A 15,876-nucleotide genomic window follows, 5' to 3' on the forward strand; every position below is an offset into this window, starting at 1 on the left:
TCAGATTTGTTTAAAGAATTGACACTTAGACAAATTGACGACTGCTGCGTTAATAATCACTACTGAATCAGATTATTTTTTGTTGTATGCTTGGCGCTGTATTTTCTAAGTTAAGTAATGTTCTAAACATGCATTGTTCAATCTATAAATCGAGCAAAAAAGACGAGATGTACCTTTATGTTGCTCGTCCTTCTGAAAATGATGCAGAAGCATCTAATCCATTAGACGTTGTTCCTGAAGCACTGCGAGTTGCTTTTGGTCGTGCTACATTCGTGATGCATATTGAGTTGTCTGAGACACGCAAATTGGCACGTGTAAATGTATTGCATGTAATGGATTCGATACAAACCAACGGTTTCTTCATTCAAATGCCACCAGAAGGGTTAATTAATCCGAATGCTGTAGCCCCAGAAGGCTTGCGTGGCGCTTAATTTCATTCAGGAGTTGTACTATGGATAATTTACTTTCAATTTTAGACACAATTCCTGAAGATACGATTGCAGTGAGTGTGTATTTGTTAGGTAGCATCATTATTTTATGGTGCTGGTATGCAATAGCGAAACGCTTGCCAAAACCATTTGGCGGTATTAGCTGGATGGTTATTTTTGCCTTGATGCTAACGCCAACGGTTTCTGAAGGGACAAATGCTTCGATTGCGCCTGCATTTTTTGGTTTGATGTTTGGCATACTAACTAAAGAAAACCCGCTCATTTGGTTTAATTTATCTGCAATTTTATGTGTTCTGGGTTTGGGTTTGATCGTTGGGTATTGCTGGTCTAAGTACAGTGATAAACGCGGAATTCCTGTAGTTAACAAGAAAAGTTCACCACTTTAAATAAAAAATAAGGTTATCTTATGTCTGTTGATACTCAACAATTTTCGGGTACAAGTCAGTACATCGCGACTGATAGTTTAAAGCTAGCAGTGAAAGCTGCGCGTGCATTGCAAAAGCCATTATTGGTTAAAGGAGAGCCAGGAACAGGCAAGACTTTATTGGCAGAGCAGGTTGCAGAAAGCTTAGGTTTAAAACTCATCACATGGCACATCAAGTCGACAACCAAAGCACAGCAAGGTTTGTATGAATATGATGCAGTTTCGCGGTTACGTGATAGCCAGTTGGGTGATGACCGTGTCTACGACATTAAGAACTACATTAAACCGGGTAAGTTGTGGGAAGCATTTACCAGTGAAGAACGCTGCGTATTGTTGATTGATGAGATTGACAAGGCGGATATCGAGTTTCCTAATGATTTGTTGCATGAACTCGATAAAATGTCTTTCTTTGTGTATGAAACAGGCGAAACCATTACTGCGACTCAACGCCCAATCGTCATCATTACATCCAATAATGAAAAAGAATTGCCAGATGCTTTCTTGCGTCGTTGTTTCTTCCATTATATTGAGTTTCCAGATGAAGCAACCATGCGTGAAATTATTGATGTGCATTTCCCGCAGGTTTCAACAGCATTAGTAAATGAAGCACTTCAAGTTTTCTTTAAATTACGTCAGGTTCCTGGGTTAAAAAAACTGCCTTCAACCTCTGAATTGATTGATTGGTTAAGCCTGTTAATGGCAGATGATATGCCTGAAAATGTATTACGTAACCATGATAAAACTAAAGCCATTCCACCACTTTATGGTGCATTAATTAAAAACGAGCAAGATGTGCAGTTGCTTGAGCGTTTAGCCTTTATGTCGCGTCGCTAAAGGAGAAACACGCATGTTTGTGCGCTTGTTTTATACCTTACGCAAATATGGTGTGCCTGTATCTACACGAGAGCTCATTGATCTGAATGAGGCGGTTGCATCAGGCTTAGTATTTGCCGATCAAGAAGAGTTTTATCAGCTTGCTAAAACCATTATGGTGAAAGATGAGCGTTTCTTCGATAAATTTGATCGGGGTATGAAGGACTATTTCGATGGTATTTCAACATTTGACTTGGATGAGTTACTCAATCAAGTTCAGCAGTTACCCAAAGATTGGTTTGATTTAGAATTATTAGAAAAGCACCTTACGCCAGAGCAGCGTGAAGAACTTAAAAAAGCAGGTTCTCTCGAAGAATTGATGAAAATATTGGAAGAGCGATTACGCGAACAACATAAAAAGCATCAAGGTGGCAATCGAATGATTGGTACGGGAGGAACATCTCCTTTTGGTGCTTATGGAGACCATCCTGAAGGTGTGCGTATTGGTGGTCCAAGTCGAAAGCGGTCTGCGGTAAAGGTTTGGGAACAGCGCAAATACCGAAATTTGGATGATGAGCAGATTTTGGGGACACGTCAAATGCAATTGGCATTACGCCGTTTGCGTAAGTTTGCTCGCCAAGGTGCAGCCGAAGAACTAGACATTGATGGCACCATCAAAGAAACAGCAAAGCAGGGTATTTTAGATGTTCAATTGGTGCCTGAACGTCGTAACCGCGTTAAAGTCTTGATGTTGTTTGATGTGGGTGGCTCAATGGATTCTCATATTGCACAATGTGAGAAATTATTTAGTGCAGCCAAAACAGAATTTAAAACACTCGAGTATTTCTATTTCCATAATTGTTTGTATGACTATGTTTGGAAAGATAATGTACGTCGCTCAAATACACGCATGAACACATGGGATTTATTCAATACTTATGGGCGAGACTATCGTGTAATTGTTGTTGGTGATGCAAGTATGGCACCTTATGAGCTTAATTCGGTTGGAGGCTCGGTCGAATATATGAATGATGAGTCGGGGCAGGTGTGGCTACATCGGTTACGTCAGCATTTTGATAAAACGGCTTGGCTAAATCCTGAAGAAGAAAATTATTGGCATTACACGCAGACCATTGGTGCAATCAAACAGATTTTTGAGCAGCATATGTATCCGATGACCTTAAAAGGGGTAGAGGATTTAACCAAATACTTAGCACGTTAAATATTTTATGTTTCTAAGTAAGTATTAAATATTTGATAAATAATAAATGTGATAAAGGGGGGATAAGCGATGAATCATCAAATTAATGGGGTAGATTTACCAAATGCCGAAGGTTTCTTTGGGCCTTATGGTGGTCAGTTTATTCCTCCGCATCTTAAAGAAGCAATGGATGAAATTAACTTGGCATATGAAGAAATTCGTCATACGTCAGAATTTCAAAATGAGTTGGCGGACTTATTTGCAAACTATGTAGGTCGTCCTAGCCCTTTATTTCACGCGAAACGTTTGTCTGAGCAATTGGGCGGCGCGCAAATTTATTTAAAACGTGAAGATTTGAACCATACAGGTGCTCATAAAATTAACCATTGTCTTGGTGAAGCATTACTTGCTAAGTACATGGGAAAGACTAAAGTCATCGCGGAAACAGGCGCGGGGCAACATGGCGTGGCTTTGGCGACAGCCTGTGCTTTAGTTGGAATTCCTTGTGAAATTCATATGGGACAGGTGGATATTGAGAAAGAACATCCAAATGTTGTGAAAATGAAGATTCTCGGGGCGAAACTGGTTTCGGTCACACGTGGGACCGCGACCCTTAAAGATGCAGTAGACAGTGCTTTTGAAGAATATTTAAACGATCCAAAAAATTATATTTATGCGATTGGTTCGGTTGTTGGTCCGCATCCATTTCCGAAAATGGTGCGTGATTTTCAAAGTATTATTGGTAAAGAAATTAAAGTGCAAGCCCAAGACCGATTTGGGCAAAGTCCTGATTATGTTGTGGCTTGTGTAGGTGGTGGCTCCAATGCAATTGGTGCATTTACTGCATTCTTAAATGATCCTGAGGTGAAATTAGTGGGTGTTGAGCCTGCTGGTCATGGATTAGATACAGCAATGCATTCTGCAACTTTAACTTTAGGTAAACCAAGTCAAATTCATGGTATGGCATGTTATGTGCTGGAAGATGAACAAGGTGAGCCTTTACCTGTACATTCAATTGCTTCTGGTTTGGACTATCCTGGTGTAGGACCACAACACAGCTTTCTTAAAGATTTAGGGCGTGTTGAATATACAACAGCAACCGATCAAGAGTGTTTAGATGCGTTTATGACTTTGTCGCGTGTTGAAGGGATTGTACCTGCACTAGAAAGCTCACATGCAGTCGCATGGGCATTACGAGAAGCACCTAAATTACCTAAAGATGTGAAAATTGTGGTGAATTTATCAGGTCGTGGTGATAAAGATTCTGATTATGTTGCAGATAAACTTGGTCTCAATTAAAACGTACACTTAAAAAGGTCAGCAAGCGCTGACCTTTTTTCTATATGGGCTGATATTTGATTAGCCAGAGATATATTGCTGCAATTGCTCAATCAAGTTTTTCTGATCTGCCATCGCTGCTTTTACCAAGTCACCAATTGAAATTAAGCCAATCAGTCGTTCATTCTCAACCACAGGCAAGTGGCGTAGGTGGCGAACAGTCATTAACTCCAGGCAGTCTTCTATACTGGTGCTGGTTGTTACGGTCAATACAGTGGCCGTCATAATTTCACTGACATTGGTTGTAAATGAAGTGCGTTCCATTAATGCAACTTTACGCGTGTAATCACGTTCGGAAATAATACCAACGACTTTTTCGTCCTGTGTTACCACTAAAGCACCAATACCTTTGTCTGCCATAAGTGTAATGGCTTCAAATACGGTTGAATCTGGACGAATTGTAAAAACTGACTGTTCGGATTTATCTTGAAGGACTTGTACAACTTTAGTCATATTATTCATCTCTGATGTTGTTTATTGTTTGACTTTTAACTTAACTTGAAATATGCAAAATGCAAATACCTAAGCAGTCATAAATTGCATAAAATTAAAAAAATTAGGTGTTAAGTGTAAACACCTAATTTAATTTGCTTTAAGCGGGCTGTAATTGCACATCAGCAAAGAAAAAATGTCGCATTTGCTGAGTGGTGAGTTTAAATTTTTGACTAGAAGAATTACATAGCGCAGGAATGACTTTGAGTCGAGTTAAAGTTGGAAGCAACGATTTTTGAAAATCGGTAGGGGTAATCTTGCGAGGTGTATAGCTCGGCCAATGTACCTCTGCGTATTTATATGCTTGAGCGCTATTCATCCAGAATGGAAAAATAAAATCATCTTGGTCGGACATGATTGCCCAGCCTTCATTATATAAACCCCACAACACACCGCAGTACATCATGGATTTAAGAACAGTAATTTTAAAAAATAAGTCTTTCGCGATCGGTTGTAATTGACTAATTTGTTTCATATTGGACAAACTTTGTGAAGTCATGGGTTATTGTAAAAATATCATGTTAAATTTCAGTGTAAGCTTTGCGAAAAATCGTAAGTAAATATTTTTTTAAATAAAGCCCAAAAAAAACGCCACCTAAGTGACGTTTCATTATGCTTGCATTGTGGCCATTTTCTGCCAGTACTGAGCTTTAAGAGAATCACGTTCTACACGAAAACCTTGGTAATAAAGTTCAGCTAAAAACATTGCTGCTTTACCATGACCTGCACGGGCAGCATCTTCCAACTGTAAAACTGCTTCTGAAAAGTTCATTTGCGATTGAATTGTGTTTACCGCATTAGCATACACATGTTCTAACTCATGATGAGAAATTTGTTGAATCATAGATAACTCCTTATTGTAATTATGATTGCACAGCTCGACTTTTATAGTCTTCATACTAATTTAACTAAGTATTATTAAACTAATATTACAGATTAAGTGAAAAGTCAAATAAGATGTGGGGGTAGTCTAAATAAATTCAAGTTACATGATTAAACAATAGTCAAAAAGTTTTTTTATTAAGATGGAACTACAGGATACTGTAATTAAAAGGAGAATAATATGACAAATACAATAGATGGTTTTACTTTTGATTTGCCACTCAATGCGGAAAAAATTATTGAATTGGCTCATTATCATCGTCAACAGTTAGATGAAGCTGTTTTTCATAATGAGATTCATTTGGGGGAATATTGTTTAGCTCAACGTAAACGTGTTTATGATTTTACACGAACATTAGAGCCGCAACAGCGAGTTGAATTTTATAAAATGTATGATGGGGAGCTGCGTAGAATTGCTGATGATGAGGACTTACATCCTGCAGATGCAGAACATGGTGTAGGCGTATTTACCATTGTACTGGCATTAGCGTTAATTGCTTTTATCCTTTATTTTGCTGTAGTCCGTAATATTACCAGTGCTTAAGACAGAATTTGCCCATTTTTAGCCAGTTGAGGTTAAGACTGGGCAAATAAACTTGAGATTCTATTGTTGTCAACCTACTCTACCTACTCATTCGAGGTAGTGTATGCATAGCGCAAAGCAAAAAATTATTCATTTTTTAAATCAATTCAAATTAGAGAATTTATATTATTTCTTGGTCTTGCTGATTATTGGGGCAATTCTTTTTTTGGCCACTTTTGCATTATTTAGACCTGTCACACCAGAGCAATATCATCAAATCAAGCAGTTATCTCGACAAGCTTATTATCCTTCTACTCAAGATATGGCAGATCAGCTTTTGTATAAGCATCAGATTACTATTGGTCATTACCTAAAACTGATGCGGGCGTATCATGTGGAGAAAAATCAGGCGCAGGAGCTTCCTCCTTTGGCGGACGAGACGCTTCGTTGAATTTTGGTCGTGCTGCTTCGTTTGGAATGAGTTTTTCATTGTCATTTAAATTATTTTGTAGAATTTGCTCTAAGGCAGATTTATCTAATTTTTTGCTAAAAATAATGATCGTTAATCGATCTGGATGTAAATGCTTTTGAATAGCACCTTGTACTTGAGTAGCGGTAACTTTACTTAATTCTTCAGTGTAGTAGTCTAAATAATTAGCAGGTAAATGATAAAAACCAATAGCACCTAACTGAGCATTAATCGCGGCATTGCTACTATAGTGATTTGGAAAAGCTCGTATCATGCCCAATTTTGCTTGTTCAAGCTGTTGTTTATCAATCGGAGTATGGATGAAATTGACTAAGGCTTGATGTGCAATTTGAATGCTTTCTAATAAATGTTCTTGCTCAGTAGAATAGCCTAAGCTAAAAGGACCAGCGACTTGCATAAAACTAAAATTACTATAAGCACCATAGGTTAGTCCGCGTTTTACGCGTAGTTCTTGGCTTAATATAGAATTGAATCCACCTGTGCCGAATATACGATTGGCAAGTAGTAGCGCTAAATAATCAGGATCATCACGAGTCGTTCCAATTTCACCCATAATAATATGTGCTTGGCTTGAAGCATAAGGGATATGCCGAATGTTAAAATCTGTACGAATATTGGGGGTTGGAAGGGCATTAGCCTTGTTTCCTGCGGGTAATTGCTTGGCTATTTTTTCAGACAGTTTTAATGCTTCTTTTGGATTTAATTGACCAGTAATTGCAATGTTCAAATTATTACGTACTAAAAATTGCTTGCGGAACTCGATCAAATTTTCAGGCGTAATGCGTTTAATGCTGGCTTGAGTTCCTGTAATCGGTTCGGCATAAGGGTGTTTCCCATATAAAGTGCGATAAAAAACAATATTTTTCATACGCTCTGGATTTTCTTTTAATTGTTTTTGCCCCACTGCTCTATTACTGAGCATTAAATCGATACTTGGTGTCTGAAAGGTTGAATGATTCAACATGTCAAGCATCATTGCCACTGCTGGTTGTAACTTTTCTGGGTCAGATAAGGTTCTTAATTTGATAATAAACATATCTCGATATGACGCTACGCTGAATTTTGCTCCAACACTTTCGAAAGTAGAAATAATTTCTTCCGCCGTATAGTTGCTGGTTCCTTCATCTATTAGCTGTGCCACCATGTTGGACAAACCATAAAGATTAGATCCTATTTCCGAGTCACGTGCTGAACCTGCATTAAATGTCAGTTGAATATCCACCATGGGTAGAGTTGGAGATTCTACAAACAGTGATCGAACATGAAAGCGATTATTCAATTCATGTACGAAAGGTGCGGTTTGATGTGGGTTTTCCTGAATATTTTTGAGGCTTTGTAGCTGAGTAATTGATTTGAACTCATTTGTTGATTGCGTGCTTGGTGCAACCTCGGCAAAACTAGCAGGTGGACATAAAAAAGAGCTGATAATACATAAATGAAATTTCCACATTTTCTTCTCCATTGGTTATTTTTTCTGATCAGGGAGAATATGCATGTTGCTTAAATTGTTTTGGTTGAAATAGGTATTCGCTACGCGTTGAATATCTTCGGGGGTAACTGATTCATAGTGTTGTTGTAATTGATCAATTAATTGATAGCTCAATCCATTTACTTCCAATGTTCCAATCATTCGAGCTTGTCCAGCTATATCATCTTGACTATAAATCAAATCAGCCATATATCGTGTCACTACACGATTCAGTTCATCATTAGAGACTGGGGTGTTTTTAAGATTTTCAATTTCAGCCAATAAGGCTTTTTCAATCTCCTCAAGTGAAATTCCTTCAACAGGTAGAGCTGTAACACTAAACAGACTATCGCCACGATTATATGGATCATAAGATACACTAACCGATGTTGCTAACTTCTGTTTACGGACTAAATTATTTTGTAGACGTGAAGTTATTCCGCTATCCAATATATTTTTGATCATCACCAACGCATAGACATCTTGTGGATTTTGCGCAGTGGCTAAGGAGTGAACATTCCAAGCGAAAAAGAGATTTGGTACTTGTACGGGAAGTTTAACCTCCATGTAGCGATAGCCAATATTTGTATGTTCTTGAACATCATTTCTTTGGGGGAGTGTCTTTGCTGGAATTGAAGAAAAGTATTGTTTTACTTGATGAAGCGTTTGTTTTGTATCTATATCACCAACAATAACTAAAATAGCATTATTGGGAGCGTACCAGTCTTCATACCATTTTTTGAGATCATTTAATTGTAAAGTGTTGAGATTTTTCATATAGCCAATTACAGGCTGTCTATAATGACTGGTTGGATAAGAAATCCATCTAAACCGTTCCGATGCAAGGGCACGTGGATTATCATCGGTTCTTTGACGTCGCTCTTCCATGACGACTTTAATTTCAGTATCAAAATCTTGTTGTCTGAGCAGTAAATTACTCATCCGATCAGCTTCTACTTCCAATGCTAAAGCTAAAAAATCTTTTTGGTAGAGCTGATAATAATTGGTGTAGTTGGTAAAAGTTGCTGCGTTCACGCTGCCACCGTAGAGACGGCTTAGGCGGGTAAATTCATCATTAGGTACTCGGGTTGTGCCTTTAAACATCATATGTTCTAAAGCGTGTGAAATACCAAGCTGATTTCCTGATTCATCACTACTGCCAACGGCATACCAAATTTGTGTCATGACCATAGGTGAACGATGGTCTTCACGAATTATTACTTTCAGGCCATTGTCTAAAGTATATTTTGAGATTGAATGAGTCAGATTGTTTTGGGGTTTTGCGTAAACAGGAGAGCAATAAATTGGACAAATAAAAAGTAATATACCTAGTAATATAGACGGTTTTTCTAGGTGCTTATTATTATTTTTGCCAAACACTTAAGGAACTCACAGACCTTGGTATTTAAATTCATTTTTAAGAAAATCACGCATAAATGCAATATAAGGGTGTAGCTTTTTGTAGCTGATTTACAGGCTACGGCAAGATAAAGAAAATCCTTATCTTTTATGCTAAAATTATTAACTTTTAACACGCTGCTTTTCAAAGGATTCGGCATGCAACAACAATCTACTGGGCAAAATAAATTTTTGATTGATGCTGATATTGGGGATGATGATGTAACTTTACCAAGTTTACCTGCGGTAAATGTGCCTATTATTGAGACGCCAAAAGCTGAAGAAATTGTTACACCAGTTCAAAAAGATTCTGATGAGCAAACTACCGAAAAGCCAACAGGCGGCTTTTTTAGCCGAATGAAAGAAGGGTTAACCAAAACCCGTAAAAACTTTGCTGATGGTATGGTCAATATTTTGATCGGCGGTAAAGAAATTGATGACGAACTACTCGAAGAAGTTGAAGAGCAGCTTTTAGTTGCAGATATTGGTGTAGATGCGACCAAAACAATTATCGCGAATTTAACAGAGCGTACTGCGCGTGGTGATTTAATTTACTCACATTCTTTGTATAAAGCATTACAGCAAGAATTGGTAAGTTTGTTGGCTCCACGTGTTAAGCCCTTACATATTGATCCAAATAAAAATCCATTTGTAATTTTGGTTGTGGGCGTAAATGGTGTAGGTAAAACCACCACTATTGGTAAATTGGCTAAGCGTTTGCAAGGTGAGGGTAAGAAAGTCATGCTTGCCGCAGGGGATACTTTCCGTGCAGCAGCGACTGAGCAATTACAAATTTGGGGGGAGCGTAACAATATCGCTGTCGTTGCCCAAGGTCATGGAGCAGATAGTGCCTCTGTTATTTTTGATGCTTTTGAAAGTGCACGTGCAAAAGGGGTAGATGTTCTAATTGCTGATACGGCTGGGCGTTTACATAACAAAAGCCATTTAATGCAAGAGTTGACGAAAGTTAAACGTGTTATGCAAAAAATTGATGCTACAGCGCCACATGAAATTATGTTGGTGGTCGACGCAGGAACGGGCCAGAATGCGATTAACCAAGTAGAACTGTTTGATGAGGCTGTTGGTCTTACAGGTATTACGATCACTAAATTAGATGGAACGGCAAAAGGTGGAGTTCTATTTAATATTGCAAGTCGTACACATGTTCCAATTCGCTTTATTGGTGTAGGTGAAAAAATTGATGATTTACGACCATTCTCTGCAAAATCATTTGTAGCTGCATTGTTTGAAACGGAAAAATAAAAGTAGTGTATTTCACACAAACTCCGCAAAATGCGGAGTTTGTCTTTTTTAGGGTATCTATTTGATTTAAAAGAGAACAGTTTATTTACGATAAATAGTTTTTTCCCGAAAATTTAGCGTTAAAATAAAACCCTTAAAAAAAATATGTATATTCGGTTTTATGGGGTAATCAATGGCACTATTAGATAAACTTAGCCAAGTGCTAACGACTGAAATTACAACAGACTTAATTTTTAATAGAAAAAATGAAACGGATTCAAGAGAGTCTAGTTATCTACTACAATTACAACAACGTCGCTGTATACAACAATTAGGCAAGCGCGTAGCACATGATCAAGCATACTTAATCGATTTAATTCAGGCAGCGGTTCTAAATTGTCCATCTGCATTGAACATGAAAACTACACGTATCGTTATTTTATTTTCAAAAGCACATAAGGATTTCTGGAATTTAGTACAAGAGATTCAAAAAACTCAAATACCAGAACATTTATTTTCTGCAACGGTAACAAAAATTCAAAAATGTAGTGCGGCTTATGGGACGGTTTTATTCTTTGAAGATCAAACAGTCATTGAAAACTTGCAAAAGAATTCCCCTTTAAACTCGGCAGAATTACCATTGTGGTCACAACAGAGTTCAGGAATGGCGCAGTATGCGGTTTGGATGGCTTTGGCAGAAATAGGAATAGGAGCAAACTTTAATTATTACAACCCATCAATTGATTACAAGGTTATGCAATACTTAAAAATAAGCACAAAATGGAAATTGCAAACTCAATTGGTATTTGGTTCTGTTGAACAAGATGCTGAACATCTAGAAGCTACCAATAAAGAAGCAGAATTTTTAGTTTTTAAATAAAGAGTGACAATTCCGTTTAGGCTTTAATGAAGCAAATTTTGTTATGCTTTGAACGTTCTAAATATAAGACAGACTGTCACAACCATAGGTCTTTATATAATTTACAAAGGACTTATGATATTCCTAAGTCAATTGAGATATAAATCTCTATTTAACGAACCAATGAATGAGGAAATAATAATGGCATTCTTAGAGCATATGAAAAAACGCCGTACAATTTATGCAATCGGAAAAAATGTAAATCTGCAACAAACGGAAGTTGAACAGCTTATTAAAGATGCTGTACGTGAAAGTCCTTCTGCATTTAACTCTCAAACCTCACGTGTTGTTAGCTTATTTGGTCAATCACATCATAAGTTCTGGGAAATTGTACGTGAAACTTTGCGTAAAATGGTTCCAGCAGAAGCTTTTGAGAATACGAGTAAAAAAATAGATAGCTTTTCAGCAGGTTACGCTACGGTTCTTTTTTATGAAGACCAAGATGTCGTTAAATCCTTGCAAGAGCAATTTGCTCTCTATGCAGATAACTTTCCAGTATGGTCGGAGCATTCATCAGCAATCGCCCAATATGCAGTTTGGACAATATTGGCTGAACATAACATTGGGGCATCTTTACAACACTATAACCCAGTGGTTGATGCTGAAGTTGCGGCAACTTTTGACATTCCAAGCAATTGGAAACTACGCGCCCAATTAGTATTAGGTTCAATCGAAGCTCCTGCTGGCGAAAAAACATATCTAGAAGATAATATTCGTTTTAAAACATTTAACTAAATGTTTTAGCCGCAACTATCTATATTGATGGTTGCGGTATCACAAAATGTTCCAATAACAATAATCACGTATACAGAAATTTAGTGAAATAAACGTTTTCTCGACCAAATGCCAATATCTTCTATTGTGTAAAGCATATAAAAATAAGTTCAAGAAAACGATTGCATTTCAAAAATGACTTTGTCATAAAATTGTCATTTATAAATTGCATAGTGCAACTAAAATTTAACAATGAATCAAGAGAAGGCAAAATGGTTTTACGTTTAACATTTGCTACAGCGGCATTAATAGTAAGTAGTTCAGTATTTTCAGCGGTTACAATTACAGCTCCAGAAGAAATCAAGATCCTTGCAGTAAACGATCAAGAAGTGAATACAGGTTTATTTCGTTCAGAAAGTAACGTCTATAAATTAGATGCAGGCAGCTCAGACATTAGTGTTCGTTACATTCAATACTTTGAGCATATGTCTGGTGAGCACGATATCGTAAAATCAGGTGTCGTTACTTTGAAAACACCAAGCCTTCAGGATAATGAAACCTATAAATTAGCTTTAATCAATGCTCCAAAAACGTTTGAAGATGCAAAAAAATACGCACAGCAACCGACAATTGCACTTTTTGATAAAAAACAGCAAGTATTGGTTCAGCAAACTGGTGCGAATACAGAACAGAAACCATGGTTAAGTCGAAGCATGTTTGGAGGGGCTTTAGATTTAACACAAAAAAATGCTAAGCCTGCTAATCAGCCACCAGCTGTATATACACAACCTGTGAACCCACAATCTTCGACTCAACAAATTGCTACGAATGCAAAATCAAATGCTATAGCTGTAGATCAACAATTAATTGAGTTATGGAAAAAAGCAGATAAAACAGAACGTCAAAAATTTATGAGCTGGCTCGCCACACAAGCAAACTAGATCACATCGCAGCACAAAAACTTAGCACATCTGTTATGGACTAAGTTTTTTGTGTATCAAAACCTATGGAAAGTGTACTCAGACTTTAAATTTAGTGCTATAAATGTTCAATTAGGGTGAATATTGATCGCTTGGTTGCATATTTTATAATTATTTATAAAATTGGCTTGCACTGAAAATAAAACCGTATAGAATGCACCCCATACCGACGAGATAGACGGAAACGAACGAAGTGCGAAGCACTGAGTTGTTGAGTATATTGAGTCCAGCATCTAATACTGACGAGGTATTGGGTAGATCATTAAGAGATTATGAAGAACAACTTGTGTGGATTTTTACTGATTGATTGATCGAAATTATTTTCATTGATTGATGGTAGAAATTACTCGAAGTTTATTTGAGAAATTAATGTCAGAAAATTGATGAGCCAGATTTGGTGTTTAGAATAAAGCACTATTGATTTTAAACTGAAGAGTTTGATCATGGCTCAGATTGAACGCTGGCGGCAGGCTTAACACATGCAAGTCGAGCGGAGCGAGGGTGCTTGCACCTTAGCTTAGCGGCGGACGGGTGAGTAATGCTTAGGAATCTGCCTATTAGTGGGGGACAACATTCCGAAAGGAATGCTAATACCGCATACGCCCTACGGGGGAAAGCAGGGGATCTTCGGACCTTGCGCTAATAGATGAGCCTAAGTCGGATTAGCTAGTTGGTGGGGTAAAGGCCTACCAAGGCGACGATCTGTAGCGGGTCTGAGAGGATGATCCGCCACACTGGGACTGAGACACGGCCCAGACTCCTACGGGAGGCAGCAGTGGGGAATATTGGACAATGGGCGGAAGCCTGATCCAGCCATGCCGCGTGTGTGAAGAAGGCCTTTTGGTTGTAAAGCACTTTAAGCGAGGAGGAGGCTCTTAAGGTTAATACCCTTGATGAGTGGACGTTACTCGCAGAATAAGCACCGGCTAACTCTGTGCCAGCAGCCGCGGTAATACAGAGGGTGCGAGCGTTAATCGGATTTACTGGGCGTAAAGCGTGCGTAGGCGGCTGATTAAGTCGGATGTGAAATCCCTGAGCTTAACTTAGGAATTGCATTCGATACTGGTCAGCTAGAGTATGGGAGAGGATGGTAGAATTCCAGGTGTAGCGGTGAAATGCGTAGAGATCTGGAGGAATACCGATGGCGAAGGCAGCCATCTGGCCTAATACTGACGCTGAGGTACGAAAGCATGGGGAGCAAACAGGATTAGATACCCTGGTAGTCCATGCCGTAAACGATGTCTACTAGCCGTTGGGGCCTTTGAGGCTTTAGTGGCGCAGCTAACGCGATAAGTAGACCGCCTGGGGAGTACGGTCGCAAGACTAAAACTCAAATGAATTGACGGGGGCCCGCACAAGCGGTGGAGCATGTGGTTTAATTCGATGCAACGCGAAGAACCTTACCTGGTCTTGACATAGTAAGAACTTTCCAGAGATGGATTGGTGCCTTCGGGAACTTACATACAGGTGCTGCATGGCTGTCGTCAGCTCGTGTCGTGAGATGTTGGGTTAAGTCCCGCAACGAGCGCAACCCTTTTCCTTATTTGCCAGCACTTCGGGTGGGAACTTTAAGGATACTGCCAGTGACAAACTGGAGGAAGGCGGGGACGACGTCAAGTCATCATGGCCCTTACGACCAGGGCTACACACGTGCTACAATGGTCGGTACAAAGGGTTGCTACCTAGCGATAGGATGCTAATCTCAAAAAGCCGATCGTAGTCCGGATTGGAGTCTGCAACTCGACTCCATGAAGTCGGAATCGCTAGTAATCGCGGATCAGAATGCCGCGGTGAATACGTTCCCGGGCCTTGTACACACCGCCCGTCACACCATGGGAGTTTGTTGCACCAGAAGTAGCTAGCCTAACTGCAAAGAGGGCGGTTACCACGGTGTGGCCGATGACTGGGGTGAAGTCGTAACAAGGTAGCCGTAGGGGAACCTGCGGCTGGATCACCTCCTTAACGAAAGATTGACGATTGGTAAGAATCCACAACAAGTTGTTCTTCATGACGATGTATCTGAGGGTCTGTAGCTCAGTTGGTTAGAGCACACGCTTGATAAGCGTGGGGTCACAAGTTCAAGTCTTGTCAGACCCACCACTACTGACGAAGTACGGAAGATCAGAAACATTGACTTATTGATAAGCTGGGGACTTAGCTTAGTTGGTAGAGCGCCTGCTTTGCACGCAGGAGGTCAGGAGTTCGACTCTCCTAGTCTCCACCATCACATTGCATTGCAATGAGCTAAGAAACAAGCAAACGAAGTATTAGATTATAGAAATTAATAAGAAGTTAGCGTAATATGCGCGTCTTGTTAACTTCTGTGATTTATCACAGTTTACTGCAAGCTGACGAGGCTGTAGTTAATCATTAACAGATTAGAAAATTGAGTCTGAAATAAATTGTTCACTCAATGACGAAGAAAGAAGAAGTAATTCTTTGATCTAAGTTGATTGAGAACTAGCAAAAACACTGAATCAAGCGTTTTGGTATATGAATTTAGATTGAAGCTGTACAGTGCTTAAGTGCACAGACAACAAATC

General features: G+C 38.9%; 15 protein-coding genes, 2 tRNA genes and 1 rRNA gene. 13 read left to right on the forward strand and 5 right to left on the reverse strand.

The annotated features are described in order from the left end of the window. Positions 1 to 128 precede the first annotated feature (128 nt). The 5 genes from MP622_RS05440 to trpB all read left to right on the forward strand — a co-directional run bounded on the left by MP622_RS05440 (position 129) and on the right by trpB (position 4,186). On the forward strand, positions 129 to 431 hold the full coding sequence (locus tag MP622_RS05440; protein ID WP_026441167.1) for a YcgL domain-containing protein: 303 nt from the start codon (positions 129 to 131) through the stop codon (positions 429 to 431). A gap of 20 nt (positions 432 to 451) precedes the next feature. Next, positions 452 to 835, forward strand: coding sequence for a hypothetical protein (locus MP622_RS05445; RefSeq protein WP_151505168.1), 384 nt, complete (start codon positions 452 to 454; stop codon positions 833 to 835). A gap of 20 nt (positions 836 to 855) precedes the next feature. Then, entirely contained in the window at positions 856 to 1,707 is an 852-nt protein-coding gene (locus MP622_RS05450; RefSeq protein WP_243792896.1) for a MoxR family ATPase, read from the forward strand. 13 nt (positions 1,708 to 1,720) lie between these two features. After that, the gene (locus MP622_RS05455; protein ID WP_243792897.1) at positions 1,721 to 2,908 is read left to right on the forward strand and encodes a VWA domain-containing protein; all 1,188 of its coding nucleotides are present in this window, start codon (positions 1,721 to 1,723) and stop codon (positions 2,906 to 2,908) included. A gap of 69 nt (positions 2,909 to 2,977) precedes the next feature. Then, the gene (gene trpB / locus MP622_RS05460; protein WP_016166274.1) at positions 2,978 to 4,186 is read left to right on the forward strand and encodes a tryptophan synthase subunit beta; all 1,209 of its coding nucleotides are present in this window, start codon (positions 2,978 to 2,980) and stop codon (positions 4,184 to 4,186) included. A 60-nt stretch (positions 4,187 to 4,246) separates the two neighbouring features. On the opposite strand, the gene MP622_RS05465 is transcribed toward trpB, so the two are convergent. The 3 genes from MP622_RS05465 to MP622_RS05475 form a co-directional block, all read right to left on the reverse strand. Continuing rightward, entirely contained in the window at positions 4,247 to 4,678 is a 432-nt protein-coding gene (locus MP622_RS05465; protein WP_016166273.1) for a CBS domain-containing protein, read from the reverse strand. 139 nt (positions 4,679 to 4,817) lie between these two features. Beyond that, positions 4,818 to 5,192, reverse strand: a complete 375-nt coding sequence (locus MP622_RS05470; RefSeq protein WP_035302455.1) for a DUF2750 domain-containing protein — start codon at positions 5,190 to 5,192, stop codon at positions 4,818 to 4,820. A 135-nt stretch (positions 5,193 to 5,327) separates the two neighbouring features. After that, positions 5,328 to 5,561 carry a hypothetical protein gene (locus tag MP622_RS05475; RefSeq protein ID WP_016166270.1) on the reverse strand — a complete coding sequence of 78 codons (234 nt, stop codon included), beginning with the start codon at positions 5,559 to 5,561 and terminating at the stop codon, positions 5,328 to 5,330. Between the two features lie 219 nt (positions 5,562 to 5,780). Between MP622_RS05475 and MP622_RS05480 the strand changes: the two genes are divergently transcribed. After that, on the forward strand, positions 5,781 to 6,143 hold the full coding sequence (locus MP622_RS05480) for a hypothetical protein (RefSeq protein WP_016166269.1): 363 nt from the start codon (positions 5,781 to 5,783) through the stop codon (positions 6,141 to 6,143). A 335-nt stretch (positions 6,144 to 6,478) separates the two neighbouring features. On the opposite strand, the gene MP622_RS05485 is transcribed toward MP622_RS05480, so the two are convergent. Together MP622_RS05485 and MP622_RS05490 are read right to left on the reverse strand one after the other, a co-directional pair. Further along, entirely contained in the window at positions 6,479 to 8,062 is a 1,584-nt protein-coding gene (locus tag MP622_RS05485; protein ID WP_243792899.1) for a pitrilysin family protein, read from the reverse strand. A 15-nt stretch (positions 8,063 to 8,077) separates the two neighbouring features. Beyond that, positions 8,078 to 9,346 (reverse strand): pitrilysin family protein, encoded by a 1,269-nt coding sequence (locus MP622_RS05490; RefSeq protein WP_243793469.1) that lies wholly within the window; start codon positions 9,344 to 9,346, stop codon positions 8,078 to 8,080. 291 nt (positions 9,347 to 9,637) lie between these two features. On the opposite strand from MP622_RS05490, the gene ftsY reads away from it, so the two are divergent. The 7 genes from ftsY to MP622_RS05525 all read left to right on the forward strand — a co-directional run bounded on the left by ftsY (position 9,638) and on the right by MP622_RS05525 (position 15,557). Further along, complete coding sequence (gene ftsY, locus MP622_RS05495) at positions 9,638 to 10,741, forward strand: signal recognition particle-docking protein FtsY (RefSeq protein ID WP_243792901.1); 1,104 nt, start codon at positions 9,638 to 9,640, stop codon at positions 10,739 to 10,741. 172 nt (positions 10,742 to 10,913) lie between these two features. Further along, positions 10,914 to 11,600: a nitroreductase family protein gene (locus MP622_RS05500; RefSeq protein WP_243792903.1), complete on the forward strand. Its 687-nt coding sequence runs from the start codon at positions 10,914 to 10,916 to the stop codon at positions 11,598 to 11,600. 180 nt (positions 11,601 to 11,780) lie between these two features. Next, a complete protein-coding gene (locus tag MP622_RS05505; protein ID WP_243792905.1) occupies positions 11,781 to 12,374 on the forward strand; it encodes a nitroreductase family protein in 594 nt (197 codons plus the stop codon). A 251-nt stretch (positions 12,375 to 12,625) separates the two neighbouring features. Then, on the forward strand, positions 12,626 to 13,294 hold the full coding sequence (locus tag MP622_RS05510; RefSeq protein WP_243793470.1) for a DUF2057 family protein: 669 nt from the start codon (positions 12,626 to 12,628) through the stop codon (positions 13,292 to 13,294). Positions 13,295 to 13,758: 464 nt separating this feature from the next. Beyond that, positions 13,759 to 15,295 (forward strand): 16S ribosomal RNA (locus MP622_RS05515). Between the two features lie 61 nt (positions 15,296 to 15,356). Beyond that, positions 15,357 to 15,433, forward strand: a tRNA-Ile gene (locus MP622_RS05520). A 48-nt stretch (positions 15,434 to 15,481) separates the two neighbouring features. Continuing rightward, a tRNA-Ala gene (locus tag MP622_RS05525) sits at positions 15,482 to 15,557 on the forward strand. Positions 15,558 to 15,876: the final 319 nt, after the last annotated feature.

Source organism: Acinetobacter sp. PK01 (genome assembly GCF_022819285.1).
Taxonomy (GTDB): domain Bacteria; phylum Pseudomonadota; class Gammaproteobacteria; order Pseudomonadales; family Moraxellaceae; genus Acinetobacter; species Acinetobacter tandoii.

Bases quoted from the DNA above. Each gene is read 5' to 3' on its own strand.
- MP622_RS05450 (WP_243792896.1), top strand. From the start codon at position 856: ATGTCTGTTGATACTCAACAATTTTCGGGTACAAGTCAGTACATCGCG.
- MP622_RS05470 (WP_035302455.1), bottom strand. From the start codon at position 5,192: ATGAAACAAATTAGTCAATTACAACCGATCGCGAAAGACTTATTTTTT.
- ftsY (WP_243792901.1), top strand. From the start codon at position 9,638: ATGCAACAACAATCTACTGGGCAAAATAAATTTTTGATTGATGCTGAT.
- MP622_RS05445 (WP_151505168.1), top strand. From the start codon at position 452: ATGGATAATTTACTTTCAATTTTAGACACAATTCCTGAAGATACGATT.
- MP622_RS05465 (WP_016166273.1), bottom strand. From the start codon at position 4,678: ATGACTAAAGTTGTACAAGTCCTTCAAGATAAATCCGAACAGTCAGTT.
- trpB (WP_016166274.1), top strand. From the start codon at position 2,978: ATGAATCATCAAATTAATGGGGTAGATTTACCAAATGCCGAAGGTTTC.
- MP622_RS05500 (WP_243792903.1), top strand. From the start codon at position 10,914: ATGGCACTATTAGATAAACTTAGCCAAGTGCTAACGACTGAAATTACA.
- MP622_RS05440 (WP_026441167.1), top strand. From the start codon at position 129: ATGCATTGTTCAATCTATAAATCGAGCAAAAAAGACGAGATGTACCTT.
- MP622_RS05480 (WP_016166269.1), top strand. From the start codon at position 5,781: ATGACAAATACAATAGATGGTTTTACTTTTGATTTGCCACTCAATGCG.
- MP622_RS05505 (WP_243792905.1), top strand. From the start codon at position 11,781: ATGGCATTCTTAGAGCATATGAAAAAACGCCGTACAATTTATGCAATC.
- MP622_RS05510 (WP_243793470.1), top strand. From the start codon at position 12,626: ATGGTTTTACGTTTAACATTTGCTACAGCGGCATTAATAGTAAGTAGT.
- MP622_RS05455 (WP_243792897.1), top strand. From the start codon at position 1,721: ATGTTTGTGCGCTTGTTTTATACCTTACGCAAATATGGTGTGCCTGTA.
- MP622_RS05485 (WP_243792899.1), bottom strand. From the start codon at position 8,062: ATGTGGAAATTTCATTTATGTATTATCAGCTCTTTTTTATGTCCACCT.
- MP622_RS05475 (WP_016166270.1), bottom strand. From the start codon at position 5,561: ATGATTCAACAAATTTCTCATCATGAGTTAGAACATGTGTATGCTAAT.